Here is a 24,988-nt window from a genome sequence, read left to right as displayed (position 1 = left end):
GCGTCAGGGCCCCGGAGTCCAAGGCTCGATCGCATGCGTAGCAAACTTCGTTTTCTGGCGGCGGCTCTCGGTTTCGGGGCCGCTTTTTTTGTGTCGGTGCGAGCCGATGACTTTGTCGCGCGTTACGAGGCCGTCGTCGCGACCAAAGGCAAAACCCCCGAGGCGGCCCGGTTGCACGAGCTCTTCAAGGTCGACTGGGCCATCACCCTGGAGGTCTCCCCCGAGCTGGCGACCTACCTGGGCGTCCCCGGTTACGACATGAAATGGACGGACCTCTCGCCCGCCGCCATCGCCGCCCGCCGCCAGTTGCCCGGCGAGGAACTGCGGGTGCTCGCGACCATCGATCGCGCGCAGCTGACGCCGGCGGACCAGGTCAACTTCGACCTGTTCAAACGCCAGGCGGCGGAGGCGCTCGAGGGCAATCGCTTCCCCACGGAGTATTACCAAGTCACCCAACTCGGCGGCATCCAGCAGGACGCCGCGCAGCTTTTCAGCATGATGCCCAACCAGACCTCCGGGCAGCTGGAGAACCAGCTGGCGCGGTTGCAGGCGCTGCCGGCCGAGGTGGACCAGGTCATCGCGCTGCTGGAAGAGGGCCTGAAGCACGGCTTCACGCCGCCGCAGATCACGCTGCGGGATGTGCCGGAGCAGGTGCACGCCCAGATTCCCGAGGAGGCGTTCAAGAGTCCGCTGCTGGCCGGCTTCAACGACCTGCCGCCGACCGTGCCGGGCGAGGCGGGCACCCGGCTGCGCGCCGCGGCGGCCAAGAGCTACGCCGAGCAGGTGCGGCCGGCGTTCCAGCGGCTGGAACAGTTCATCACCACGAAATATCTGCCGGGCGCGCGCCAGACCATCGCCGCGTCCGCATTGCCGGATGGAGCGGCCTATTATGCGTGGCGCATCAAGACGCAGACCTCGACCGACCTGACCGCGCAAAAAATCCACGAGATCGGCCTCGCGGAGGTGAAGCGGATCCGGGCGGAGATGGAAAAGATCAAGGACCAGACCGGCTTCAAGGGCACGATGCCGGAGTTTTTCACCTACCTGCAGACCGACCCGAAATTCTTTTTCACCAACAAGGAGGACTTGATGCGCGCCTATCGCGACATCGCGAAGCGCGCCGACCCCCAGCTGGCCAAGCTGTTCAAGACCCTGCCGCGCCTGCCCTATGGTGTGATCGAGGTGCCGGCCTATGCCGAGAAGTCGCAGACCACCGCTTACTACAACGGCGGAGCGCCGGAGACGGGCCGGCCCGGTTATTTCTATGCCAACACCTACGCCCTGAACACGCGGCCGAAATGGGAAATGCAGCCGCTGACCCTGCATGAGGCCGTGCCCGGCCACCACCTGCAGATCTCGCTCGCCCAGGAGATGGGCGACCTGCCGGACTTCCGGAAATACGGCGGTTACACGGCGTTCGTCGAGGGGTGGGGGCTTTATTCCGAGAGCCTCGGCGAGGAGATGGGTTTCTACACCGATCCCTACGACAAGTTCGGCCAGCTGACCTTCGAGATCTGGCGCGCGATCCGGCTCGTGACCGACACCGGCATGCATGCGCTCGGCTGGTCGCGCCAGCAGGCCATCGATTACTTCAAGGCCAACTCCAGCAAGTCGGAGCACGACATTGTCGTCGAAATCGACCGCTACATCGTGTGGCCCGGCCAGGCACTGGCCTACAAGCTTGGGGAGCTGAAAATCAAGGAACTGCGCGCCTACGCCACGCAGGAACTGGGCAAGAAGTTCGATGTGCGCCTCTTTCATGACGAGGTGCTGAAGAACGGCGCGGTTCCCCTAAGTGTGCTGGACGAGCACATTAAGGATTGGGTGGCCAAGCAAAAACTGTAGCGGCGGTCCATGACCGCCGAATACGCCAAACGGCGGTCGCAGACCGCTGCTACAGGATTGCATGCGGCCGGGAAACCCCGTGTCCTAACCCCCCTATGATTATCGGCGTTCCCCGCGAAATTAAGATTGGTGAAACCCGCGTCTCGATGACCCCCAGCCTCTGCCGGCGCGTGACCGCGCTCGGCGGGAAGGTGCTGTTGGAAAAAGGGGCCGGGCTTACCGCCGGCTTCACCGATGACGAATACAAGGCCGCCGGCGCCACCTTCGCCCCCACGGCGGCGAAGGTCTGGAAAACCGCCGACATGATCCTCAAGGTCAAGGAGCCGCTCGAGGCCGAATACGACCTCATGCAGCAGGGCCAGACCATCTTCACCTACCTGCACCTCGCCGCGGGTCCGACGCTGGCAAAGGAGCTGTGCCGGAAAAGCATCCTGGGCATCGCCTACGAGACGGTCGAGGGCGGTGACGGCCAGTTCCCGCTGCTCAAGCCGATGTCCCAGATTGCCGGTCGGCTCTCGATCCAGATCGGCGCCTACTTCCTCCAGTCCCAACTCGGCGGCTCCGGCGTCCTCCTCGGGGGCATCCCCGGCACGATGCCCGGCCACGTGGTCGTGGTCGGCGCGGGCAACTCCGGCGCACACGCCGTGCAGATGGCCGCGGGCATGGGCGCGCGCGTGACCGTGCTCGACCTCGACACCCGCAAGCTCGAGGTCCTCGACACCGAGTATCGCGGCCGGATCGTCACCCTCATGTCCAACCCTGCCAACATCGAGCACGCCGTCGCCGACGCCGACCTGCTCATCGGCGCCGTGCTCATCCCCGCCGCCAAGGCCCCGATCGTCGTCTCCGGGAAGATGGTCGCCCAGATGCGCCCCGGCAGCGTGATCTGCGACATCGCCATCGACCAGGGTGGCTGCATCGAGACCATCAAGCCCACCTCCCACACGAAGCCGACCTACAAGGAGCACGGCGTCATCCATTACGCGGTGCCCAACATGCCGGCGTTGGTCGGCCGCACCTCGACGATGGGCCTGACCCAGGCCACCGAGCCGTTCGTTGCCATGATGGTGCAGAAGGGTGTCGAGCGTGCGCTGAGCGAGCACAAGGGCCTGGCCAAGGGCGTGAACACCCGCAACGGCCGTATCACCTACGACGCCGTCGCCAAGGCCGTCGGCTTCGACTCGTAACCGGCGCCGATCTCGGTCGGCGTGTTCCAGTTCGCCACCCGCCAGAACTCGGTGGCTGGCAGGGTCACGCTCGTCAGCCGCCCCGCCGCGATCAAAGCGTCCGCCAGCGGATGCAGTGACCGCTGGCCTCCCTCCAATCGGCGGGTGACCTCCCCCAGGGCCGCGCGCGGATAGATGGCCGCCAAGGGCTCGTGGCCCGCTGCCGGCCGCGCCATGGCGCCACAACCGGGCCGGCAGAACGTGCCCAGCCAGTGGAACCAGCCGGCGTCGATGCGCGGCATGTCGGTGGCGAGCACCGCCAGCCATTCGGTCTCACCCGCGGTGAGCGCGGCATGCAGGCCGGCCAGCGGCCCGGCCCCGATCACGGCGTCGTGCCAGAGATGAATATCGGGGGGCAGGGCGAGTGGCGCCTGCTCGCGCTGGCGGACCACGCCGACCACGCCGGCTCCGGCCTCGCGGAGCACGCGGGCTTGGCGCAACCAGAGCGCTTCGCCATCGAGAACAAGAAGGGCCTTGTCCTGGCCCATGCGCCGGGATTGACCGCCGGCCATGACGGCCCCGGTGAACTCGCCGGGTTTCATGCGCCGTCCCTCCGCAGCCAACCGTCCGTGAGGATGCGGCAGCGCAAGCCGCCGCGTCCGCGCAGCCAAGCCTCGGCGCCCGGGCCGAGCGCCTCGTCCATCCAGTGGCACGGCCGGCATTCCTCCGTGCCCTCGAGCAGCACGCCCTGCAGCTCGAATGGCCGGCCGATCAGCTCGTTCAGGTTCATGCCACCGACCAGCAGGTTGCGGCGCAACACGGCCGGTCGGGCGCGCGGTAGGTTGAGCGCGGTGCAGAGCGCCGCGAACACCTCGACGGAGAACAACGTGACCTGACCCTTGTAGTTTTCCTTGTGGTCAAAGAACCGGTCGCCGCGCAGCCCGCGGTCGGCGACGCACTCGACGGTGTCCACTTCCTCGATGATCCGCGGCACCGAGCCGAGCCCGTGACGGCCGACATAGCTGTGCCCGGCGGAAATATAGATCCGGTGGAGCAGGAGGCTGGTGGCAACCGGGGTGTTCATGAAGCCAAAGGTTTGATCGCCACGGCACAGGCCTTGTAGCTCGGCTGGCGCGAGTGCGGGTCGTAGGCGGGGAAGGTAAGCTTGTTCACCTCGGGAAAGTGCATCGGCATGAACACCGTGCCCGGCTGGACGACGGCGGTGACGAAGGCGACGGCCTCGATCGAGGCCCGGCGCGAGCGGACCGCCACACGCGCCCCGTCCGCTATCCCCCGCGGCGCCGCGTCGGCCGGGTTGATCTCGACGTGGAGGGCGTTCGGCGCGAGCTTGCGCAGGATGGCGCTCTTGTCAGTGCGCGACCCGGTGTGCCACTGGGCGGAACTGCCGCGGCCGGTCATCAGGATCAGGGGATACTCCGCATCGGTCGGCTCGGGCATCGGGCGGGGCTCGTCGAAATGAAACCGGGCCCGGCCGTCGGGCGTGAAGAATCCCCCGTCGCTGAACAACCGGCGTTCCCTGTCCGCCGGCCGCGGTTCGCGCGCCTCGGGATAGGGCCACTGGATGCCGCCGGCCTCCTCGATCTGGGCGTAGTCCCGGATGCCGGAGAAATCACACGGCTGGCCGCGGGAGAGCTGCTTGAGCAGCCCGAATGCGGCCGCAGGCGAACTCCAGGCACGGAACATGTCCCGGCAGCCCCAGGCCTCGGCCACGAGCTGAAAGATGGCGAAATCGCTCAGCGCGGCGCCGGGCGCGCGGGCGACCTTGCGGGTGACGCCGAGCCGGCGTTCGCTGTTGATGAACACGCCGTCCTTCTCGCCCCAGCCGGCGGCGGGCAGAACCAGGTCCGCCATCCGGGCCGTCTCGGTGGTGGCATACATGTCCTGCACGACGAGGAAATCGAGCTTGGCCCGGATCGCGGCGAAGCGGCCCGAGTTGATCCAGGAGTGCGCCGTGTTGGTGGCGATGACCCACAGTCCGCGGATGTCGCCGCGCTCGATGCCGTCAATGATCTCATCGTAGGCCCAGCTCTTCTCCGCCGGGATGCGGGCGGTGTCGATCCCGAGGATGCCGGCGACATGCGCTCGGTGCGGGGCACTGGCGAAATCATAGCCGCCGAGCAGGGAGGTCGCGTTGCCAAACAGGCGCGAACCCATCGCGTTGCACTGGCCGGTGATGGAGTTGGCGCCGGTGCCGGGCCGGCCGATGTTGCCGGTCATCAGCGCGAGGTTGATGATGGCCTGCGCCGTGCGCGTGGCCTCGTGGCTCTGGTTGACGCCCATGGTCCACCAGAACGACACGCGTTCGCCGCGCGCGATGCTTTCGGCGCAGCGCACGAGGTCGGCCACCGGCACGCCGCTCTCGGCCGCGGTGCGCTCCAGGGTGAACCCGGCCACGAACTGCTCGAACTCGGCGAAGCCGGTCGTGTGGGCCGCGAGGTAATCGCGCTTCACGGCGCCCAACTGGATCAGCTGGCGGGCCAGGCCGTAGAGCAGGGGCAGGTCGCCCTTGGGGCGCAGGGCCAGGTGCTGCGCGGCGAGCATGGCGGTCTCGGTCTTGCGCGGGTCGATGACGATGATGGTCGGGTTGCGTTTGTTCATTATCACCCGCTGCCACATGATGGGGTGGGCGATGCAGGGGTTGGCGCCGACAAACACCAGCACGTCGCTCTCCTCGAAGTCGGCGTAGGTGAAGGGCGGGGCGTCGAAGCCGAACGACTGCTTGTAGGCGACATGCGAGGTGGCCATGCACTGCCGGGTGTTGGAGTCCACGTGCAGCATGCCCATGCCGAACTTCGCCAGCGCGCCGAGCAGCGCCATCTCCTCCATCACGATCTGCCCGGTGCTGAGGAAGGCGAGGGCGTGCGGCCCGTGGCGTCGCTGGACGCCCTGGAAATTTTCGACGAAGGCCGCCAGCGCGCGTTCCCACGACACCGGCCCAAGCCGGCCGGCCGCCGGGTTGCGCAGCAGCGGTGAGGTGGCGCGATCGGAGGCAGCGAGTGGCGTGAGTGCCTCCCAGCCCTTGGGGCAGGCCATGCCGAGGTTGACGGGATAGTCGGGGTCGGCCGTGAGGTTGATGGCCTCGCCTTTCCGGTTCAGGTGAATCTTGAGCGAGCAGCCGGTGCTGCAAAAACCGCAGATGGACCTGGCGGTGCCGGCGGGCGTCAGCCGGGAAGGGACGCGACCGAGGCCGAAGTCGCCCGGTCGCAGCACCAGTTCGCAGGTCATCGGACCGGTGCGGGCGCGGAGCAGCTGCTCGATCTTCGCCTTCATGAGCGCACGCTACCCGGCATTTTCGGAGCGTCAACGGCCCGGAAGAACAGGTAGCGTTCGGCCAGCTCGCCGAGCAGGGTCAGGCCGAGGGCGAGCCAGGCCGCCCGCGGGGGCACTGAACCAGTCGCCACCATCAGGGGCACGAGGATGCCGCCGAGCAGGCCGGCGACCGCGCGCAGTTCGTTGACCGGGCGCAGCGGACCCACGAGCAGCCGGGCGGTCTGCCGGGCGGGCGGATACGGGCCGTCGTCTTCCTCCTGGATCGGGGTCAAGGCGCGCGCCTCGAAGGCGAGCTTCAGGGCGGTGGCGGCCGCCAGCAAATAGCCGAGGGCGAGCGGCGCGCCGGGGGCAATGAGGGCTCCGGCCAGGCCGAGGATCACCGCTGTGCCGAAGAAACGTGGCGCGGTGTTGGCGAAGCACCAGAACGCCCGCTGTGTGTCGGCGTAGATCATCACGGAGCAGAACAGGCCCAGCGTGCCCAGCAGGGCGGTGCCCACGGCGAGGCTGGAGCGCAGCGGGCCGGCTGCGAGTGGCAGCCAGCCGAGGCGCACCGCCACGTAGGCCGAGGCGAGGGGAAACCACAGGCCGAAGACGACGGCCTCGCGGCTGAACCAGCTGCGGCGCAGGTTGAGGAAGACCTTCCACGCCCGCAGCGGCTGACCGAGATGCAAGGCGGCCAGACCCAGGCCCGCGGCTCCGGCCACCCAACCGCATACGGCCAGCGCCGGGGTTTTCAGGTCGAGGACCTTGTCGGCCACGCCGCACCCGACGGCCATCGGCATCAGCATCAGCAGGGCGACCAGCGGCCAGTGCGGCGGCTGGGGCCGGAGCGCCGCCCCATCGGCGGCCGCCGCATTTTCGGGGAGCGGCTGGCGGCTGATGTAGCGGGTGGTTGGCTGCGTGTAGGCCGGATCGGGCGCGCCGGGCAGGAAAGCGGAAGTGTCAACGCGCACCGCGGCTCCGACATGGATCTCGATCTTGATGATCTTGATGGCCTCGGTCGGACAGGCCTGCACGCAGGCCGGGGCTTCGCCCTCGGCCAGGCGATTGTGGCACATGTCGCACTTGCGGACGATGCCGAGCCGCTCGCTGTATTTCGGCACATCGTAGGGACACTTCAGGATGCAATACTGGCAGCCGATGCACTGGTCATCGAGGTGCCGCACGATGCCGGTGATGGGATCCTTCTCGTAGGCGAGCACCGGGCAGCCATTGAGGCAGCCGGGATCGGCGCAATGATGGCAGGCGGTCGTGACCGTCTGTTGGAACGGCGCGGCGTGCGAGCCGCCGTGGATGAGGCCGACATCGCGCCAGGATTCGTCGTCCTCCAGCCCGTTGAGGGCGTGACAGGCGACGACGCAGGCCTTGCAACCGCTGCACGAGTCGAGATCGACCTCGAACGCGTATTGCTCGCCCGGGCTGGGCTTGGTCAAAGGGATCAGGTCACGGTAGGTCGGCTCGCGTTTGGGCGCCGCGGAGAAGCGGGTGACGGGGGTTTGCAACTGGCCCTGCTCGGCCAGGAGCTCCGCGAGGAAATCTCCCAAGGGCTGGCGGGGTGCGACCATGTCAGTAGACGTCGCGTTGATAGCGCTTGGCGGCCTTGAGCGACTGGACGTAGGCCGTGGCGTCGGCCGGGGACTTGCCGCCGGCAGTCTCGATGACCTTGTGCAAGGCGGCGTCGACGTCCTTCGCCATGCGCGAGGCGTCGCCGCAAACGTAGAAGTGCGCGCCGGCCTCGAGCCAGGCGTAGAGCTCCGCGGCGTTTTCCAGCATGCGTTGCTGGACATAGATTTTCTCGGCCTGGTCGCGAGAAAAGGCGAGATCGAGCCGCGCGAGCAGGCCGGCCTCCTCCATGCCGAGCAGCTCCTCGCGATAGAGGAAATCGCTGGCAGCCTTCTGGTCGCCGAAGAAGAGCCAGTTTTTGCCCTTCGCCCCGGCGGCGCGGCGTTCCGCAAGAAACGCGCGGAACGGGGCAATGCCCGTGCCGGGACCGACCATGATCATGGGCGTGTCGGGATTCGCGGGTGGCCGGAAGGCGGGGTTGGAGTGCACGAAGACGCCGACCTTGCCGGCGGCCAGGGCGCGTTCGGCCAGGAACGCGGAGCAGGCACCTTTGCGCGGGCGGCCGTCCTTCTCATAGCGGACGGCGCCGACGGTCAGATGCACCTGGCCGGGGTGGACCTGGGGCGAGGACGAGATGGAGTAGAGCCGCGGCTGGATTTTCTTCAGCGTGCGAACGAAATCGGCGGCGGCCGGCTTGGCCGGGATGGCGAGCAGGGCGTCGATGACATGAAACAGCACGGGCGCGCCATGGGCCGCTCCGGCCAGCGCCGGTACGAGGGCGAGCAGCTCGGGTGCCGGCTTGCCGAGATCGTAGCACTCGGTCAGGGCGCGACGCAGGGGCAGTTCGCCCGCGGGCGTCGGCACGGCCTCTTCGCCGTCGCAGCCGAGCGCAGCGAGCACGTCGGCCACGAGCGCCGGGCAATTCTGCGGGTAGACCCCGAGGGCATCGCCGGCGGCATAGGCCAGGCCCGAACCCTCGAGGGAGAATTCGACATGGTTCACCTCCTTCGCGGAGCCGGCGCCGTTCAGGTTGCGGACGGTGAGGACAGCCGCCGGAAAAGGATTCTTCCGGGAATAGGCAGTCTCTTCAACTGTAGGAGCGGGTTTATCCCGCGATTCAAGATCCTGTTCGGGGCGTAAAGCCCCTCCTACAGCAGAAGGTGCGAGCGCCGCGAGCGAAGCATCGAGCCACTGGGTGAAGGCCTCCTCATAATCGAGGTCGCAGTCCACGCGGGGAGCGACACGGGTGGCGCCGAGTCTCTCCAGCGCGGCGTCGAAGTCCTTTCCGCATTGGCAGAAAAGCGTGTAGTTGGTGTCGCCGAGCGAGCAGACGGAGAAGCGCAACGCGGCGAGCAAGGTGCCGGTGGCAGCCTTGAGCGCCGCGTGGAGGGTCTTGGCGTTGTCGGGCGGTTCGCCATCGCCGTAGGTGCTGGTGATGACGAGCACGTTTTTCTCGGCGGCGAGTTTCGCGGCGTCAGTCTGCGCCATGTCGAGGATGCTGGCGGCGAAGCCACGCTTGCCGGCCTCCTTGGCGGCCTTCTTGGCCAGACCCTCGGCGGTGCCGGTCTGGGAACCGAAGAGGATCGTCAGGGGTTGGAGGGCCGCGGCGACCACCGCGGCGGATTGCGGCGCGGCAGCCGCCCGGGAGAAAACGCCGGCAAAGAAGCCGTTGAGCCAGGCGCGCTGCTCGGGCGTAAAGGGTGCGGTGTCGGGGATGAGCGGAGCTGAGGTCATGGTCAGGAGAGGAATTCCTGCAGTTCCTTGACGGAGTGGCGGCGTGACCACTGGACGAAGGTTTCGCCCGAGTGGCGGCGGTCTTGGTAGGTCGCCAGGATTTTTTCAACCAACGGGTTGATCTCGGTTGCGCGGACGCCGCGGAAGATCTCGCGGCCGATGCCCTGCTCGTGGTCCATGCCGCCGCCGAGGACGACATGGTAGCCCTCGTCGCCGTCGGTGAGCTTGGTGGCCACGAAGCCGAGATCGCCGCAATAGTGCTGGGCGCAGGAGTGCGGGCAGCCGGTGAAGTGGATGTTGAGCGGCGGGGCGTCCTCCGGGAGCGCGGCGAGGCGCTTTTGCAGGATGACGGCGTGGGCCTTGGTGTCGGCGGCGGAATACTTGCAGCCGCGGTTGCCGGTGCAGGCAATGATACCGCCCGCCAGGCTGTGCGGCTCGGTGAAGAAGCCGAGCCGCTGCACCGCGCGGCGGGCCGTGTGAACAAAGGCGTCGGACAGGTGCGGGATGATCACGCTCTGCCAGACGGTCAGACGCAGCTCGCCCTTGCCGTAATTGGTGGCGAGGTCGGCGAGGGCGTGGAGGTGCTTCGCGCTCAAGCGGCCGACCGGAACGCCGATGCCGAGGGAATTGAAGCCGCGCTGGGTCTGGCGATGGACGCCGAGCCAGCCCTGCTTGAGGACGGGACGGCGCGGTTCGCAGGCCGTGAGCGGCAGGTGGACAAGCGGGAAGGCGAGTTTCGTCTGGGTTTCCTCGAGGAACTTTTCCACGCCCCACTTCTCCAGCAGATACTTGAGCCGCGCCTTCTTGCGGTTGGTGCGGTCACCGTTGTCCGCGAATACGCGGATCATCGCGGCGGCGACGGCCACGGCTTGTGCCGGGGTGACGAGCAGGCCGGTGTCGCGGGCGAAATCGAGGTGGCCGGTGATGCCGCCCAGCTGGACGCGGAAGTAGACGCCGGGCGCCACGGGTGCCTGGTCGAGCGCGGCGAGGGATTTCTCCGTGACGCGGCAGGCGATGAAGCCGATGTCGTTGGTGGCGGCGGCGACGGAGATGCTGCCACCGTTGTCGAAGGCGACGTTGAACTTGCGCGGCAGGCCGTAGAGGTCGCGCTGGTTGAGGATGTAGTGATGCAGGCCCTTGGCGAAGGGGCGCACGTCGAGCAGCTCGCCCGGGTCAAAGCCGCTATTGGGCGAGGCGGTGACGTTGCGGATGTTGTCGCAGCCGGCACCGCGGGAAGTGAGCCCGAGTTCCTGGATGCGGGTCAGCACCAGGATCAGGTCGCGCGGCTTGAACTCGCGGATCTGGAGGTTGCCGCGGGTGGTGATGTGCAGGTAGCCGCCGCCGAACTCCTGCGCGAGGTCGGCGAGGCCGTGGCTTTGCCCGGACGTGATTTCGCAGGCCGGCACGCGCAGACGGAGCATGAAGCTGTCCTGTGCCGGGGCGACGTAGAAGAGCCCGTGGAACTTGAAGCGGTAGGTGTTCTCCGGATCGGGAAACTTGTCCTCGTCGGCGTGCCGCAGCAGGCGCTCCCACGCGTCAAGCGGGTTCTCGTCGTATTTCCAGCGCTCCTCCTTGCAGAGGTCGCCGAGCGGCGTGCCGTGGAAGCTGGCCTCGGGAGCGGCGAGATTGCCGCCCGTGGCGGTCGCGGCATCGGCCGTCAGCTGACCGGCCGCGTTGGTGCCGACGAAAGCGCTGCTCGCCAAGACCCCGGCCATGAAGCCCTGCAAATACTCCTTCTGCTCGGGCGAGAAGGGACCCTCCTTCGCCAAGGCTACGGGGGGCAGGCCGGCATGGTGGGGCGTGTCGGACATCAGTCGGTTCAGAGGTTCAGCGTGAGCTGCAGGTAGCAGTAGCCGGCATCCTTCGAGCCGACGGCCGAGAGCGACTCCTTGATGTAGTCGCCACGGAAGTAGCGGCTGAGGCCCAGTTCCAGCGTGGCGCTGGGGATGAACGTCCAGCCGGCGAGCAGATCGAGTTCCGAACCGAGCGCGGAGCCGTAGGACGGATTGATCCGGTAGCCCTTGCCGCTGCCCACGGCGGCGCCCGTGAAGTTCCTCGGCACCCCGGCGACGTTATACCAGTAGTCGTTGCTGTTATCGAGCCATTGCAGGTGGCCTTCAACGGCCAGCGAAATGTTGGTCTTGGGCTTGACCGAGTAGGCCAGCCGGAGGTCGCGGATATTCTGCAGGCTGCTCAGGTCCATGGCGCCGTATAGCCCGTGGTTGGACGGGAAGAGGTTCTGAAAGGTGTGGCTGGTCCCGTCGGTCGGGTTGTTGTCGCCCGAGCCGTAACTGCCGATGAGGGCGAGGCGCGGCTGCCAGGGGTTGCCCGCCCAGGAGTAACCGAGCTGGGCGACGGCGGCGTAGGCCGACTGGGTGAGGCGCGGCGCGGCCAGGGCGGCGGCGACGGTGGTCGCGGGAAAAACGGCGGTGCGGCTGCCGAACTGATACATGGTCTCGACCGTGTAGTCCCAGGGGCCGGCGACGCCGGGCTTGGACTTCACGCGGACACCGGCGGTGTAGAGATCCTGCGGCGCGGGGAAGCGCCACGGCGCGGCGTAAGCCGACCAGTTGTCGGTGACGATGCCGCGGGCGACGTTGCGCGCAAACAGGTAGGCCTCCACGTTGTGGTTCTGCGAGAGCTTGGGAAAATTGAAATACGCCCCCGAGAACGCATCCTGCGAATTCGCCTTGCTGAGGTGGTCGTTGGCGATGTAGACGAGGCCGCCGGTGAAGACATCAACTCCGACGTAGGCGTTCTGGTAGCGCAGCTTCGCGGCATCGAAGGTGTGCGGGACGTTGAGCCAGCGGGCATGGCCGACGAGGCGCTGGTCGCCGTAAACGAGTTCCTGACGGCCGATCTTCAGGGAGAGGGGGAATTCCTTGTGGTTGCCGATGACGACATAGCCCTGGTAAAGGTCGAGCGGGCCGTCGAGCTCAGGCAGGTTGTGGCCGGCGGCCGTGGGGCTGTAGCGGTTATCGTTCAGCGAGTAGCTGGAACGGCCCTCGATCGCGACCGCGAACCACTTCGCCGTGTAGCCGACGCGCGGCATGATGCGCGTGAGCTGATAGTTGTTATTGTTGAAGTCGACCGTCCGCTCGGAGAAATCCCAGCTGGACCCGGCATTGGTCGTGCCGGCCCCGCTCTTGTCCTCCTCGCGAAGGCGGACGTTTACGCCAAGATCCCATACGTTCATGTAGGGATCGGAAGCCCGAAGGGCTTGGTTGATGTAGCCGGGGAATGGCTGGGCCGGCGGTGGCGGAACGTATTGGGCGTGGAGGACCGGGACAAGGCTTGCGAGCGCAAGAGCAAGGCGGCCGGCGAATTTGTAACCTAATAGGTTACAAAGCACGGTGGCGGATGACTGGGTGCGGTGGAGTGGGTTCATGGTGTGTGCAATGATGGTAGGTGGGCGGGAAGTCAGACCGGGGTCAGCGCACTAAGAAAGCGGTTGAAGCCGGAGCGCTTGGGCGGCGCAGTCGGCGGCGGGGGCGGGGAACCGGCGGGGCGGGCCGGGCGGTGGTGCGAGCGCTCCTCGAGGAAGCCGATGAGCTCCTCGCGGAGGCGGTAATACCCGGGGTCTTCGAGCAACTGCTTGCGCGAGCGGGGCCGGGGAAACTTGATCTCAAGGATCTCGCCGATGGTAGCGGCGGGACCACTGGTCATCATAACGACGCGGTCCGAGAGGAACAGTGCCTCGTCCACGTCGTGCGTGACCATGAGGGCGGTCTTCTGGTCCTTCTGCCAGAGGTCGAGCAGCACCTCCTGCAGTTCGACGCGCGTGAGCGAGTCGAGCATGCCGAAGGGCTCGTCGAGCAGGAGCACCTTGGGCGACAGGGCGAAGGCGCGCGCGATGCCGCAGCGCTGCCGCATGCCCTGCGAAAGTTCGGCGGGCTTCTTGTGCAGGGCGTCGCCCAGGCCGACGACGGTCAGGTAATACTCGACGATCTGGCGGCGCTCCTCGGGGTCGGCGGTGTAATAGACCTGCTCGACGCCGAGCATGACGTTCTCAAAGGCGGTGAGCCACGGCAGCAGACAGGGCGCCTGGAAGACGACGCCCCGGTCCGGTCCGGCTCCGGCGACCTCCTTGCCGGTGAGGAACACGCCACCCGTGGAGATTTCCGTCAGCCCGGCGATCATGGAAAGGACGGTGGATTTGCCGCAACCGGAGTGGCCGATGAGCGTGATGAACTCGCCCTTGCGGATCTTGAGGTCGAAGTTTTCGACGATGACGGCCGGGCCCTTCGGGGTGTCATAGGTTTTGCCGAGCAGGGAGATGTCGAGAAAGGCGCTCATGGGTTGAGGGTGACTTGCTCTTCCTTGATCTCGTGGGGCCGGAGCGGACGCCGGCGGCCCGACGGATTGTTCAGGTCCTCGGGCAGGATGTCGGGCAGAACCAGTTTGCGCGTGACGGTGGCCTTGCGGCGCGCGTTGTAGCCGAGCAGCTCGTTGGAGATGAGGGCGCGGAGGCGCTTGAACTCGGGGTCATGGTTGAGCGCCTTGCGATCACGGGGGCGCGCAAGCGCGACGGGGAAAGACGGTCCGAGATGCGCACCCGGCCCGGGTGTGAGGGGGATGATGCGGTCCGCGAGCAAGAGCGCCTCGTCGACGTCGTTGGTGATGAGGACGACGGTTTTTTTGTCCTTTTCCCAGATGCGTTCGAATTCGTCCTGCAGCGTGGCGCGGGTAAGGGCGTCGAGGGCGGAGAGCGGCTCGTCGAGCAGCAGGATCTGCGGGTCCATGGCCAGGGCGCGGGCGACGGAGACGCGCTGGCGCTGGCCGCCGGAGAGCTCGCGCGGGAGCTTGTGGGCGTGCGGCGCGAGGTTGACGGTGGCGATGGCCGTCTCGCCGATCAGCCGGCGCTTCTCGGCCGAGTGGTTCGGGAAGACCTGGTCGATGGCGAGGGCGATGTTCTCCGTCGCAGTGAGCCAGGGCAGCAGTGAGTAATTTTGGAACACCACGCCGCGATCGGGGCCGGGTGCGGTGATCTCGAGGTCGTTGAGCTTGACGGTGCCGGTGTCGGGGCGCGTGAGGCCTGCGATCAGCGAGATGAGCGTGGTCTTGCCGGAACCCGAATAACCGACGATGGCCACGAATTCGCCGCGCTCGATGGCGAGGTTGATGTTGGTGAGCACCGGCGGCCCGCCGAAGCCCTTGCTGACGTTCGTGATTTCGAGAAAGGCCATGAGGTCAGATACTCTTGAAGCGGCGTTCGAGGAGACTCATCAGCCGGTCGAGGCCGAAGCCCACGAGGCCGATGACGATGATCGAAAGGATGATGTGCTCGTAGATGAGCGCGTTGTATTCCTGCCAGAGGAAGCCGCCCGCGCCCGGCCGGCCGGTGAGCATCTCCGCGGCGACAATCGCCAGCCACGCAATGCCGAGCGACAGCCGGAAGCCCGTGAACATGTAGGGCAGGGTGGCCGGGATGAGGATCTTGGTGAGGGTCTTCCATCGCGAGAGCTTGAGGACGCGGCCGACGTTGAGGAAATCTTGCGGCACAGCGCGCACACCGACGGCGGTGTTGAGCACGGTCGGCCACATCGCGCAGATGGCGATGGTGAAGAGCGCGCCGTAGGTGCCGGCCTCCTTGCCCGCGTTCATGAAGAGCACCAGACCCAGCGGCAGCCACGCGAGCGGCGAGACCGGACGCAGGATCTGGATGATCGGGTCGAAGATCTTCGTGAAGGTCTTCGAGAGACCGAGGCAGAAGCCGATGGGCGTGCCGACGATCAGCGCGACGGCGTAACCCTGGGCTACGAGGATCAGCGAATACCAGGTGAAGCGCAGGATGCCCTGGTCCATCTCACCGCGCTTGGCGAAGGGCGACAGCACATATTCCCGACTGGCCTCCCAGGTCTTGGCCGGTGAGGGCAAGTTGGGCGCCCACGTATTGCTGGAGATGGCCCAGAGCGCGAGCACGATGCCGAAGCCGACAAAAGGCAGGATGAGCCAGTCGAGCTTGAAGGTTTTCATGTGGTCAGCCCTTGAGGTTCTTGACCGCGAAGCCGGTGGCGTAGGCCTCGGGGTTGGCGGGATCGAAGGTGGCGCCGTCGAAGAGCGTCTCGGGGGAGTGGTCGGCGCCGCCGTGGGCGTAGCCGATTTCCTGCATGGCCTCCTCGTAGAGATCGGCGCGCATGACGCGCTTGGCCACGCCCTCGTAGTCGGGCGTGCCGGTCACCATGCCCCAGCGGCGGTATTGCGAGAGGAACCACTTGGCATACTTGGCCTGCGGGTAATTGCAGTTCCGCCGGCTGAAGTGCATGTAGAACTCATCCTCCTTCTTGCGGCCGTCGCCGTAATCGTAGTGGCCCTGCAGACGGCCGAGGATGATCTCCTTCTGGCAGTTGATGTAGGTGGCCTTGGAGACGATCTCGCATTGCTCGGGGCGGTTGGCCAGGTCGTCGAGCCAGACGCTGGCCTCGTGCAGGGCCTTGAGGACGGCCTTGACGGTCTTCGGGTTCCTGAGGGCGAACTCCTCGGTGAAGGCGCAAACCTTTTCAGGGTGGTCTTTCCAGATGTCCTGTGTGCTGACGGAGGTGAAGCCGATGCCGTCGGCGATGGCGCGGGCGCCCCACGGCTCGCCGACGCAGAAGCCGTCCATCTTGCCGATCTTCATGTTGGCGACCATCTGGGCCGGCGGGACGACGATGAGGGAGACATCCTTGTCGGGATTGATGCCGCCGGCGGCGAGGTAGTAGCGCATCCACATGGCGTGGGTGCCGGGCGGGAAAGTCTGGGCGAAGGTCAGCGGCTCGCCGAGCTTGTTGGCCTGATCGGCGAAGGGCTTGAGGGCCTTGGGATCAGCGCCGACCTTGCCCTTCCACTCGGCCTTGAGCGAGATGGCCTGGCCGTTGCGGTTGAGCAGCCACGGGATGACCATCGGCTTCTTGGGCGAGCCGGCGAGGCCCATGGTCGAGGCGAGCGGCATGCCGATCAGCATGTGGGTGGCCTGGATGGAACCGGTGGAGAGGTTGTCGCGGATGGCGGCCCAGTTGGCGCCCTTCGTGACGGTGGAGTTGATGCCGTATTTTTTGAACAGGCCCTTCTCGTGCGCGATGACGATGGGCGAGCAGTCAGTCAGCGCGATCATGCCGAAGTTGAGGTCGGTGACCTCGGGCGCGTCGGAGGTGGCGCCGACGGTGGCGGCCCAACTTTTGTTGCCGAGGGCGGCCCAGAGGGCGGCGGTGCCGGCCAGGGCTGCGCCGCGGGTGAGGAATTGGCGGCGGCTAAGCGGAGACGAGTGCCCCGCCGTGGAGCTTGGTGTGGATGTGTGCATGGTAGTCGAGGTTGACGGTAGCTTCGCGATACAAGTCCTCGCGAAAGAGACGGCGGGGTAAGCTGACGGAGGCGGACCCGCGCGGCACGAGGCCGGCCGCGACGAGTTCGGACTGCAAAGCCGCGGCGCGCGCCGGGGTAGGGGCGCTGGCATCGCCGCGGCTGAAGACATGGAAATCGGGCGCACTCTCGACCCGGCCGTGACCGGTGGCGAACCGACCGAGCAAGGCGGGAGCGATGACCTTGGCGGGCAGGTTGAGGTGGTGCGGGGAGGCGAGCATGTCCGCGAGCTGCAGGCGGTGGCGCGGCTCGTCGCACCACGCGGCGGCCGAGGCCAGCGCGGCGATCAGCGCGGCGTGCTCCGGGGCGCGCTGCTTCGCGAAGGTCGCGCGGACCATCAACACCTTCTCCACATGGCCCGGCGAGAGCTGCGCGCTCCACGCGGGGCACCAGCCCTCGTTCTGCTGCACGGCGAGGGTGTTCCAAGGTTCGCCGGCGCAGTAGCCGTCGAGCGTGCCGGCGGCGAGATTGCGGAACATCTGCGCGGGCGGCACGACGGCGATACGCACGTCGCGCTCGGGATCGAGGCCGGCGGCCTGCAGCCACTGCCGCAGCTGCAGGTGATGGGTGGAGAACGGGAAGACCACACCGAAGGTGAGTTTGCTTTCGCCCCGCCGGCCGAGCGCCACTTCGCGCAGCGTGCCGGTATCCCGCACCCCGGCCGCCCACAGGCGGTTCGAAAGGGTGATGGCATTGCCGTGGAGATTGAGCACGAGGCCGGTGCAGACATCCGCCGGCGCGCAATCGAGCCCGAGCTGTGCCGCCCAGAGCATCGGCGCGGGGGCGTGAGCGGCATCGAGCTCGCCGTAGATCACCTTGTCGCGGATCGTGGCCCAGCCAACCTCGCGGCAGAGCTGGATCCGCAGGCCGTGGTGGGCGAACAGGCCCAGCTCCTGCGCCGCGACGAGCGGCGCGGCGTCCGTTAGCGCGAGGAACCCCAGGCGCAAGGCGTGCCGGTCGGCGATTTGGGACTGGACGGTGGCGGGCATGGCTGCGTCCTGTTTAAGCGCGTGACATGCCAGCAAGCGGGCTTGGCCCGATTACTGCTCTTCAAAGAATTCATGGCTGGCATGAGTCGTGTTCATACGCGACGCAACCGGCCGGGACACCATGAAAGCCAACGTCTTCGACACCCGCCACCTGCTGGCCTTCGCCGCGCTTGCGCGGCTGGGCAGCTTCACGCAGGCGGCGCAGGAGCTCTTTCTGACGCAGAGCGCCATCAGCCACGCCATCAAGGCGCTGGAGGAGCAGGCGGGTTGCCGGCTGTTCGAGCGTTCGGGACGCCGGGTCAGCCTGACGCAGGCCGGCGAACAATTGCTGCGGCACGTGGACAAGATCCTCGCCGAGATGAAGTCCGCGCGCAACGGGCTGGAGGAACTGTCGCGCTGGGGCCACGGCCGGCTGCGGCTGGGCGCGAGCACGACGGCGTGCCAATACATCCTGCCGACGGTGCTGCGGGAATTTAAGCAGAGTTTCCCCAAATGCATCATCTCGATCGACCCGGGCGACCACGCCCGGCAGGTCGAGCTGCTGCAGCAAAACCGGATCGACCTGGCGCTGATGCTGGAGCCGGCCGGGCTGAAGGACCTGGCCTTCGTGCCGCTGTTCGTCGACGAGATGCGTTACCTGCTCGCGCCGGTGCACGCCTGGGCCCGCGCCGGGCGGGTGCAGCGCGAGACGCTCGAGCGCGAGACGCTGATCCTCTACAACCAGACGAGCTACACCTTCCGCCTCGTGAAGGAATATTTCCAGGCCGAGGGCCTGCCACTCGCCAATTTCCTCGAGCTCGGCAGCATGGAGGCGATCAAGGAGCTGGTGAAGATCGGTCTGGGCGTCGGCGTGCTTGCGCCGTGGGTGGCGCGGGCCGAGCTGGCGGCCGGGGCGTTGGTGTCACTACCGCTCGGCAGGCGCAAGCTGCGCCGCCGCTGGGGCGTGGCCTACCTGCGCGGGCGGCGGCTGACGCTGGGCGAGGAGACCTTCGTTGGGCTGTGCCAGAGCGTGACCACCGAGTTCGCCGGGCCGGACAGCGCGGCGGCATAAAAAAGCCCGCGCGGGTGGCGCGGGCTGACAGAAGGAGGCGGACGCCTTACGACTACTGGACGACGATCTTCACGCTCTCGAGCGCGACGCGGTCGATGGGCGTGCTCTTTTCCCCGCCGCCGCCCGACTTGGTCGGGACGTTGGCCAGCTGCTCGAGCACCTCGTCGCCCTTGATGACCTGGCCGAACGCGGTGTATTGGCGGTCGAGGAACTTGGCGTCGCCGTGGCAGATAAAGAACTGCGAGCCGGCGGAGTCAGGGTGCGCCGAGCGGGCCATGGAGACGACACCGCGGACGTGGGACTTGGCGTTGAACTCGGCCTTGAGCTTGTAGCCGGGGCCGCCGGTGCCGGGCTGGCCGTTCTCGCCCTCCTTGGTGTTGGGGCAGCCGCCCTGGATCATGAAGCCCTTGATGATGCGGTGGAAGGCCGTGCCGTCGTAGAAGTGCTCGCGGGCGAGCTTCTTGAAATTTTCGACGGTCTTCGGGGCCACGTCGGACCAGAAGGCGATGGTGATCTCGCCATAGCTGGTCTTCAGCACGGCGACTTCGGAGGTGGAGGCATTGCTCATAAAGGCTCACAAAAAGTAGCCGTGGGCGCCGTTCCGCAAGAACCAAATGGACAGGAACCCGGCGGCCCGGCTGACTGGCCGGGTGCGTTTCACGAAGGTCACTCTTCAGGGCTTCCGCAACCTGCCGCTCGTCGACGTGACGCTGGCGGGCCGGCGCACTTTCCTGTGCGGGGCCAACGCGCAGGGGAAAACCAACTTCCTCGAGGCACTGGGCTACGTGACGGCGTTGCGCTCGTTCCGTGGGGCGGAATCGCGGGCGCTGCTGGGTCTCGGCCAGCCGCAGGCCGGCCTGGCCTTCACGGTCGAGCACGAGACCTTTGGCGAGAGCCGGCTCACGATCACCCTGACGCCGCAGGACCGGGTGGTGGAGTGGGAGCACGGCAAGGTGGCGCGGCTGGCGGACTTCATCGGCAAGTTTCCCACCGTGGTGTTCTCGTCGCAGGACATCCAGTTTTTGCGTGGCTCACCCTCGCTGCGCCGCCGCTGGCTCGACCTCACCCTGGCCGCGATGGATGCGGCCTACCTGACGGCCCTGCAGCGCTACACCCGTGCCGTGGCCGAGCGGAACATGCTGCTCAAGCAGGGCGGACGCGACGTCGGGGCGCTCGAGGCCTTCGAGCACGAACTGGCCGCACATGCGCTGACGCTCGTGGCCAGGCGCACCGCCGGGGTGGTTGAACTCGGGGAATTTTTCCACGCGGCCCACGCGCGGCTCGTGCCGGAAGGCGAGCGGGCCGGGTTGGTCTACGCGCCGGATTCGGTGGTGGCCTCCGCGGGGGAGTTCACCGCGGTGCTCGTGAAATGCCGGCCGCGCGACACACTGTTGAAATCCACCGAGCGCGGTCCGCACCGCGATGACCTGGAATTGGTCCTCAACGGCCGGCCGGCCAGGCAGTTCGCCTCGGAAGGCCAGCAGCGCTGCCTCGTCATCGCGCTGCGGCTGGCGCAGGCCGCGTATTTCCGGGCCAAGGGTGGCGTCACGCCGGTGCTGTTGTGCGACGACGTGCTGGGTGAACTGGACCCGGGGCGGCGCGAGAAATTCTGGGCGTCGCTCGAGGGCGAACCACAGGTGATCGCGACCGGCACGAGCCGGCCCGCGAACGACGGCGGCTGGCAGATTTTGTCGGTGGTCAACGGGAGCATCGCGTCATGACTTTTGAATCGTGGCAGTGGGCATTGATGGTCATGGGCGCCCTGCTGGCGGGTTTTTCCAAGACCGGCATTCCGGGCATGGGCATCCTGTTCGTCGCTATCTTCGTCAACGTCCTGCCCGTGCGCCAGGCGACGGGCGTCGTGCTGCCGATGCTCATCCTGGGCGACTTGTTCGCGGTCGCGCTTTACCTGCGCCACGCGCAGTGGAGCCACCTGTGGCGGTTGCTGCCCGCGACGGTCGCGGGCGTCGTGCTGGGCTGGTTTGTGCTGCGGAGCCTGAATGACGGGCAGACGGTCCGGCTCGTAGGCGGCATCATGCTGATCATGCTCGCCGTGCATCTCTGGCGAAAGGCGCGCGCCGGCGCGGAGGCCGAGGCCGTCGGCCATGCGCCCCGGTGGTTCTCGGCGCTGACGGGGTTGCTGGCCGGCTTCGCGACCCAGGTGGCCAACGCGGCCGGCCCGGTGATGTCGCTCTACCTGCTGTCACTGCGGTTGCCGAAGCTGGAGTTCCTCGGCACCGGCGCGGTGTTTTTCATGCTGATCAACTGGTTCAAGGTGCCGTTCATGGTCCAGCTCGGTATGATGAATCGCGACACGCTGCGGTTGAACCTCTGGCTGGCGCCGGCGGTGATCGCGGGCGCGTTGCTCGGGCGCGCCGTGCTGCCCCGCATCAATCAAAAGGCGTTTGAGACCGCCGCGTTGCTTCTAACCGCGCTAGCGGTGCTCAAATTGCTGTTTTCCTGAGGGGAAATGTCACTATAAGTTGCACTCCATAAGAAAGATATAGTTTGGATTTAAATACCTATTGATATATAGGAAATACACCCTATATTGAGAGCCGTGAACAACCGCTGCACCTTCCGAGCCTTGCTCCTCCTTACCACGCTGGGTGTTTGGTGCGGCGGTTCAGTCTATGCGGGTTCCGCGACCAATGTCACCGGGCTCTATTACACCGGAAACAACGCATCTGGTGGTTTGGCCGCGGGCGGCTCAACGGATGCAAACTGGCAGGTCACCTACGCGCGGGTGAATGGCACGAATTACACTGGCACCAGCACCTACACGGGTGCGCCCTATGTCCTGAGCAGCAGCTACATTGACGCGGCCTACGTGGCCAACACCAGCTCCGCGCAGTGGATCACCGCCCCCGGGGCGAGCACGGCCGCTTCCGGCGGCACGACCAATGTTGGCGGCGATTATCTCCCGGGCAACGGCACCTCCGGCACCAACAGCGCCTACTACGTCTACCGGCTGGCCTTCACCATCACCGGCACGGGCAGTGGCACTGTGACTAACAACATCCAGATCTCGATGACCCTGGCGGCGGACGATAATTACACCATCTACATCAATCCCGCCTCTTCCCCGACGGTCAACAACACCGGCACGATCAGCACCGGCGGCACCACGGCGTCAGCCAGCGGGACCGCAGCTTGGAACAACACCAGCTCCGTCGCGCTGGGCAACAGCACGTCGGGCGGAGGGGCCAACAACTCCACCTTCGTCATCGGCACGAATTATATCTACGTCGTGGTGGCCAACACCAACAGCCAGACCGGCAGCAGCGGCTCGTCCGCGCTCAATGCCAGCGGCCTGTTGGTCTATCAAGTGGGCAATGGCGTGACGATCGACGGCAGGCCTGTGCCGGAAGTCGGGACAATCCTTCCGGTGGTGGCGGCGCTCGGGCTATATGGCTGGCGGCGCTTCCGCCGGCGCGAGGCCGGATCGTCGTCAGTCGGCTAGGGCGGCCTTGATCAGCTCCACCTCGCGCAGGGTGAGCGTCTCCGGCGGCAGTCTTTCCAGCAGCGGGCGCGCCTCGGCTTTCCGGTTGGCCCCGGCCAAGGCCAGCCCGTAGACGAACCCGATCGCCGGTGATTTACCCGCGCCGGCCGCCAGTGGCTGCAACAGGAGCAGGGCCTCGTCGGCCCGGCTTTGCCGGAGCAGAACGAAGGCGTGCGTGGCGACATAAAACGGGTTGCCGGGCTCGGCCGCGAGGTTGTCGCGGGCGGCCAGCTCAGCCGCCCGCGTATCGCGGTCGGTCAGCGCGGCGAAAAAGGCAAAGTTGTTGCCGATCGCACGATCCTGCGGACGCAAAAGATGCAGCTGGCGGAACACCCGATACTGGCCCTCGGCGTCGCGGCGCGCCTGATAAAGCCGCGCGAGCGAACCGAGCGCCTCGGTCGCGACCTGCCCTTCCTGGCCCGCCACGCGCCACCAGAGATCCTCGGCCTCTTGCTCGCGGCCCCAGCTGTAGAGCTGCGAAGCCGCAAAGAGCCCGTGAACGCCGTTCACCAACGCGTGACTGTAGAGGGTGGCCCAGAGTTCGCCGGCCGGCCGGTTCTCGCCGAGCATGTGGGCGGCCTGCAGGCCGTAAGTCCAACGCAGGAAATTTGCGTCCGCCCCCCAGTCCTTGTCCTCGGTCCACGCGCGCAGTGCCGGCCAGTCGCCGGCCTGCCGCAGGGCTTCGGCCGCCTCCACCACCAGCGGGGGACGCTGCATGCCGGCAGCCGGGAGGGTTTGCATCCAGCTGGTCGCATCCGCCCCGCGGCCGATCTGGTTCAACCAGCTGAGCAACTGGGCCGCGCCCTGCGGGGTGGCGGCGTGGTCTTTTTTCAGCGTGGCGAGCATTGCCGCATAACCCGGCTCGTCCGCCTTCGCCAGCGCCAGCAGGCAGCGGGGCATGTCGGCCACGGTGCAGCCCGGGTGGGCCCGCAGGGCCCCGGCCCATTGCCGCAGCGCGGCGGGATCGTTCCGGGTCAGTGCGTCCTCGAGCAACATGCGCAGGGCGGCGGCGCCCCACTCGCGATCGGCGGTCCACTTGCGGAGCAGGGTGAGGCCCCGTTGGCGCTCCGGCGGATTCACCGCGTTGAGCAGGATGAGCCCCAGCGGCACCTCGTTGATCGCCGCCGGACCCTCGAGCCGGCGGGCCGCCTCGAAGAAATGCATCGCCGCGGTCAGCCGCTCCGCGCGCCGGGCGAGTTCGCCGCGCAGGCGCTGGACGTGGGGCGATTGTGCCTGTTGTTCGATCGGAAGCTGGTCAAGGGCGCGGTCGGCCTCGACCAGTTCGTCGGCGCGGAGCGCGGCCGCCGCCCAGCCGATGACGGCCGCCGGGTCGGCCGGGGCGAGTTCCGCCGCGCGCCGGGCGTAGTTCAAGGCCGCCGCCTTCTGTCCGCCCAGGCGCGCCAGTTCAGCGGCGATCAGCCAGGGCTCGGGATTGGTGGGGTCGGCGGCCGCGGCATTTTGGGCGGCCTCGGCCGCATAGCGCAGGTGCCCGGAGGCCATCCATTGCCGGGCGAGCCGGACGGCGTTGCGCTTGTTCCACGCCGGGTAGGCCCAGAACCACAGGGCGCCGCCGGCCACGAGCGTGGTGGCGGCGAGATACAACGCGACCCGCGCCGCCCGGCTCGCTTCGAACAGGTCGAGCAGCCACCACCACCAGTCACGCGGATTGAGGAGTCCGCCCGACCGGGGGCGCCGGGCGAACGGGGTGGTGGTTCGCTGGGTGCTCGGCGCGCGGCGGGTCGGTTCCATGGTGACGGGCCGCAGTGTGGCCCGGAGGACCGGACCGTAACAAGCCGGAAGCTCGGCCGGGCGAAACATTCCGCTTCTTCTTTCGCGGTGTTCGGTGTATCCCCGGGGCATCTTATGGCGCGGACGTCCGTCAGGCAGATGTGGAAGGCGAAGCTCGAGGGCAACCTCGCACCGAAGGCCTGGCCCGACGCCCCGGCCCTGGCGCGACCGGCATTCACCGGTCGCGTGCTCGGCGTCGACCCGAGCTTGCGGGGCACGGGGCTTGCGCTGATCGAGTTCGCCCCCGGCCGGACGCCGGTGCTCCTGCGTTGCCTGACGGTCAAGGTCGCTCCCCGCGCCTCCATGGCCTTCTGCCTCGGCGAGATTCACCGGGCAGTGGCGGCCTTCGTGGTCGACTTCGACCCGCGGCACGTGGCGCTGGAGCAGACGATCTACGTGCAGAATTTCCAGACGGCGCAGATCCTCGGCGCGGCGCGCGGCGCGGCAATCGCGGCGGCGGCGCTGCAACGGAAGGAGATCTTCGAATATGCGCCGCTGCGCGTGAAGCAGGCGGTGGTGGGCCAGGGGCGGGCCAGCAAGGACCAGATGGCGCGCACGGTCATGGCGCTGCTCGGCCACGGCCGCGCGCTGGCATTTGACGAGTCCGACGCCGCCGGCGTGGCGCTGTGCCACGCGTTCACGTGGCGCGGCTAAGCCCCGCTTTTCCCACCGCGCCGCAAGTGCGCGCTTGAGTTCCGGCGCCGAAAATACGTCCATCAGG

Annotated in this window: 21 protein-coding genes; 7 read left to right on the top strand and 14 right to left on the bottom strand. The window is 67.3% G+C overall.

Annotated elements, in window-relative coordinates:
* Positions 1–33: 33 nt before the first annotated feature.
* Together BLU29_RS00825 and ald are read left to right on the top strand one after the other, a co-directional pair.
* A complete protein-coding gene (locus BLU29_RS00825) occupies positions 34–1,845 on the top strand; it encodes a DUF885 domain-containing protein (protein WP_091054689.1) in 1,812 nt (603 codons plus the stop codon).
* Between the two features lie 95 nt (positions 1,846–1,940).
* On the top strand, positions 1,941–3,032 hold the full coding sequence (gene ald / locus BLU29_RS00820; RefSeq protein ID WP_091054688.1) for an alanine dehydrogenase: 1,092 nt from the start codon (positions 1,941–1,943) through the stop codon (positions 3,030–3,032).
* On the opposite strand, the gene BLU29_RS00815 is transcribed toward ald, so the two are convergent.
* Genes BLU29_RS00815 through BLU29_RS00765 form a run of 12 tightly spaced genes read right to left on the bottom strand, consistent with a single transcriptional unit; the run spans position 2,993 to position 17,926 of the window.
* Positions 2,993–3,613, bottom strand: a complete 621-nt coding sequence (locus tag BLU29_RS00815; RefSeq protein WP_091054687.1) for a molybdenum cofactor guanylyltransferase — start codon at positions 3,611–3,613, stop codon at positions 2,993–2,995. The two genes, ald and BLU29_RS00815, sit on opposite strands and share 40 nt — an antisense overlap.
* Positions 3,610–4,095, bottom strand: a complete 486-nt coding sequence (locus tag BLU29_RS00810; RefSeq protein WP_091054686.1) for an MOSC domain-containing protein — start codon at positions 4,093–4,095, stop codon at positions 3,610–3,612. Before BLU29_RS00810 ends, BLU29_RS00815 begins: the two co-directional genes overlap by 4 nt.
* On the bottom strand, positions 4,092–6,302 hold the full coding sequence (locus BLU29_RS00805) for a molybdopterin oxidoreductase family protein (protein WP_091054685.1): 2,211 nt from the start codon (positions 6,300–6,302) through the stop codon (positions 4,092–4,094). Before BLU29_RS00805 ends, BLU29_RS00810 begins: the two co-directional genes overlap by 4 nt.
* Entirely contained in the window at positions 6,299–7,867 is a 1,569-nt protein-coding gene (locus BLU29_RS00800) for a DmsC/YnfH family molybdoenzyme membrane anchor subunit (RefSeq protein ID WP_091054684.1), read from the bottom strand. The genes BLU29_RS00805 and BLU29_RS00800 overlap by 4 nt, the downstream gene beginning before the upstream one ends.
* A 1-nt stretch (position 7,868) precedes the next feature.
* Complete coding sequence (locus BLU29_RS00795; protein WP_091054683.1) at positions 7,869–9,599, bottom strand: sulfite reductase subunit alpha; 1,731 nt, start codon at positions 9,597–9,599, stop codon at positions 7,869–7,871.
* 2 nt (positions 9,600–9,601) lie between these two features.
* Positions 9,602–11,410, bottom strand: coding sequence for a NirA family protein (locus BLU29_RS00790; RefSeq protein ID WP_091054682.1), 1,809 nt, complete (start codon positions 11,408–11,410; stop codon positions 9,602–9,604).
* An 8-nt stretch (positions 11,411–11,418) separates the two neighbouring features.
* The gene (locus BLU29_RS00785) at positions 11,419–12,987 is read right to left on the bottom strand and encodes an alginate export family protein (protein WP_091054681.1); all 1,569 of its coding nucleotides are present in this window, start codon (positions 12,985–12,987) and stop codon (positions 11,419–11,421) included.
* A 32-nt stretch (positions 12,988–13,019) separates the two neighbouring features.
* Complete coding sequence (locus BLU29_RS18260) at positions 13,020–13,895, bottom strand: ABC transporter ATP-binding protein (RefSeq protein ID WP_172830179.1); 876 nt, start codon at positions 13,893–13,895, stop codon at positions 13,020–13,022.
* Positions 13,892–14,785, bottom strand: coding sequence for an ABC transporter ATP-binding protein (locus BLU29_RS18255; RefSeq protein WP_172830178.1), 894 nt, complete (start codon positions 14,783–14,785; stop codon positions 13,892–13,894). Before BLU29_RS18255 ends, BLU29_RS18260 begins: the two co-directional genes overlap by 4 nt.
* A gap of 4 nt (positions 14,786–14,789) precedes the next feature.
* Positions 14,790–15,575: a nitrate ABC transporter permease gene (gene ntrB / locus BLU29_RS00775; RefSeq protein ID WP_091054680.1), complete on the bottom strand. Its 786-nt coding sequence runs from the start codon at positions 15,573–15,575 to the stop codon at positions 14,790–14,792.
* Between the two features lie 4 nt (positions 15,576–15,579).
* On the bottom strand, positions 15,580–16,878 hold the full coding sequence (locus BLU29_RS00770; protein WP_091054679.1) for a CmpA/NrtA family ABC transporter substrate-binding protein: 1,299 nt from the start codon (positions 16,876–16,878) through the stop codon (positions 15,580–15,582).
* Positions 16,829–17,926 (bottom strand): CmpA/NrtA family ABC transporter substrate-binding protein, encoded by a 1,098-nt coding sequence (locus tag BLU29_RS00765; RefSeq protein ID WP_091054678.1) that lies wholly within the window; start codon positions 17,924–17,926, stop codon positions 16,829–16,831. Before BLU29_RS00765 ends, BLU29_RS00770 begins: the two co-directional genes overlap by 50 nt.
* Before the next feature lie 121 nt (positions 17,927–18,047).
* Here BLU29_RS00765 and BLU29_RS00760 point away from each other — a divergent pair, with 121 nt between their 5' ends.
* Positions 18,048–18,977, top strand: a complete 930-nt coding sequence (locus BLU29_RS00760; RefSeq protein WP_091054677.1) for a LysR family transcriptional regulator — start codon at positions 18,048–18,050, stop codon at positions 18,975–18,977.
* A gap of 52 nt (positions 18,978–19,029) precedes the next feature.
* Here the strand turns inward: BLU29_RS00760 and BLU29_RS00755 are convergent, their stop codons facing one another.
* The gene (locus tag BLU29_RS00755) at positions 19,030–19,545 is read right to left on the bottom strand and encodes a peptidylprolyl isomerase (protein WP_091054676.1); all 516 of its coding nucleotides are present in this window, start codon (positions 19,543–19,545) and stop codon (positions 19,030–19,032) included.
* Between the two features lie 82 nt (positions 19,546–19,627).
* Here BLU29_RS00755 and recF point away from each other — a divergent pair, with 82 nt between their 5' ends.
* From recF to BLU29_RS00740, 3 genes are all read left to right on the top strand, one after another.
* Positions 19,628–20,698, top strand: coding sequence for a DNA replication and repair protein RecF (gene recF, locus BLU29_RS00750; protein ID WP_091060814.1), 1,071 nt, complete (start codon positions 19,628–19,630; stop codon positions 20,696–20,698).
* Positions 20,695–21,441, top strand: coding sequence for a sulfite exporter TauE/SafE family protein (locus BLU29_RS00745; protein WP_091054675.1), 747 nt, complete (start codon positions 20,695–20,697; stop codon positions 21,439–21,441). The genes recF and BLU29_RS00745 overlap by 4 nt, the downstream gene beginning before the upstream one ends.
* A 123-nt stretch (positions 21,442–21,564) precedes the next feature.
* Positions 21,565–22,440, top strand: coding sequence for a hypothetical protein (locus BLU29_RS00740; protein WP_157693536.1), 876 nt, complete (start codon positions 21,565–21,567; stop codon positions 22,438–22,440).
* On the opposite strand, the gene BLU29_RS00735 is transcribed toward BLU29_RS00740, so the two are convergent.
* Entirely contained in the window at positions 22,429–24,228 is a 1,800-nt protein-coding gene (locus tag BLU29_RS00735; RefSeq protein ID WP_157693535.1) for a hypothetical protein, read from the bottom strand. The genes BLU29_RS00740 and BLU29_RS00735 overlap by 12 nt on opposite strands.
* Before the next feature lie 114 nt (positions 24,229–24,342).
* On the opposite strand from BLU29_RS00735, the gene BLU29_RS00730 reads away from it, so the two are divergent.
* Complete coding sequence (locus tag BLU29_RS00730; RefSeq protein ID WP_091054672.1) at positions 24,343–24,921, top strand: crossover junction endodeoxyribonuclease RuvC; 579 nt, start codon at positions 24,343–24,345, stop codon at positions 24,919–24,921.
* Positions 24,922–24,988 lie beyond the last annotated feature (67 nt).

Source organism: Opitutus sp. GAS368, assembly GCF_900104925.1.
In the GTDB taxonomy this organism is placed as follows: Bacteria; Verrucomicrobiota; Verrucomicrobiia; order Opitutales; family Opitutaceae; genus Lacunisphaera.
Note: the sequence above shows the minus strand (reverse complement) of the source record. Positions and strands in the feature narration are given on the sequence as shown.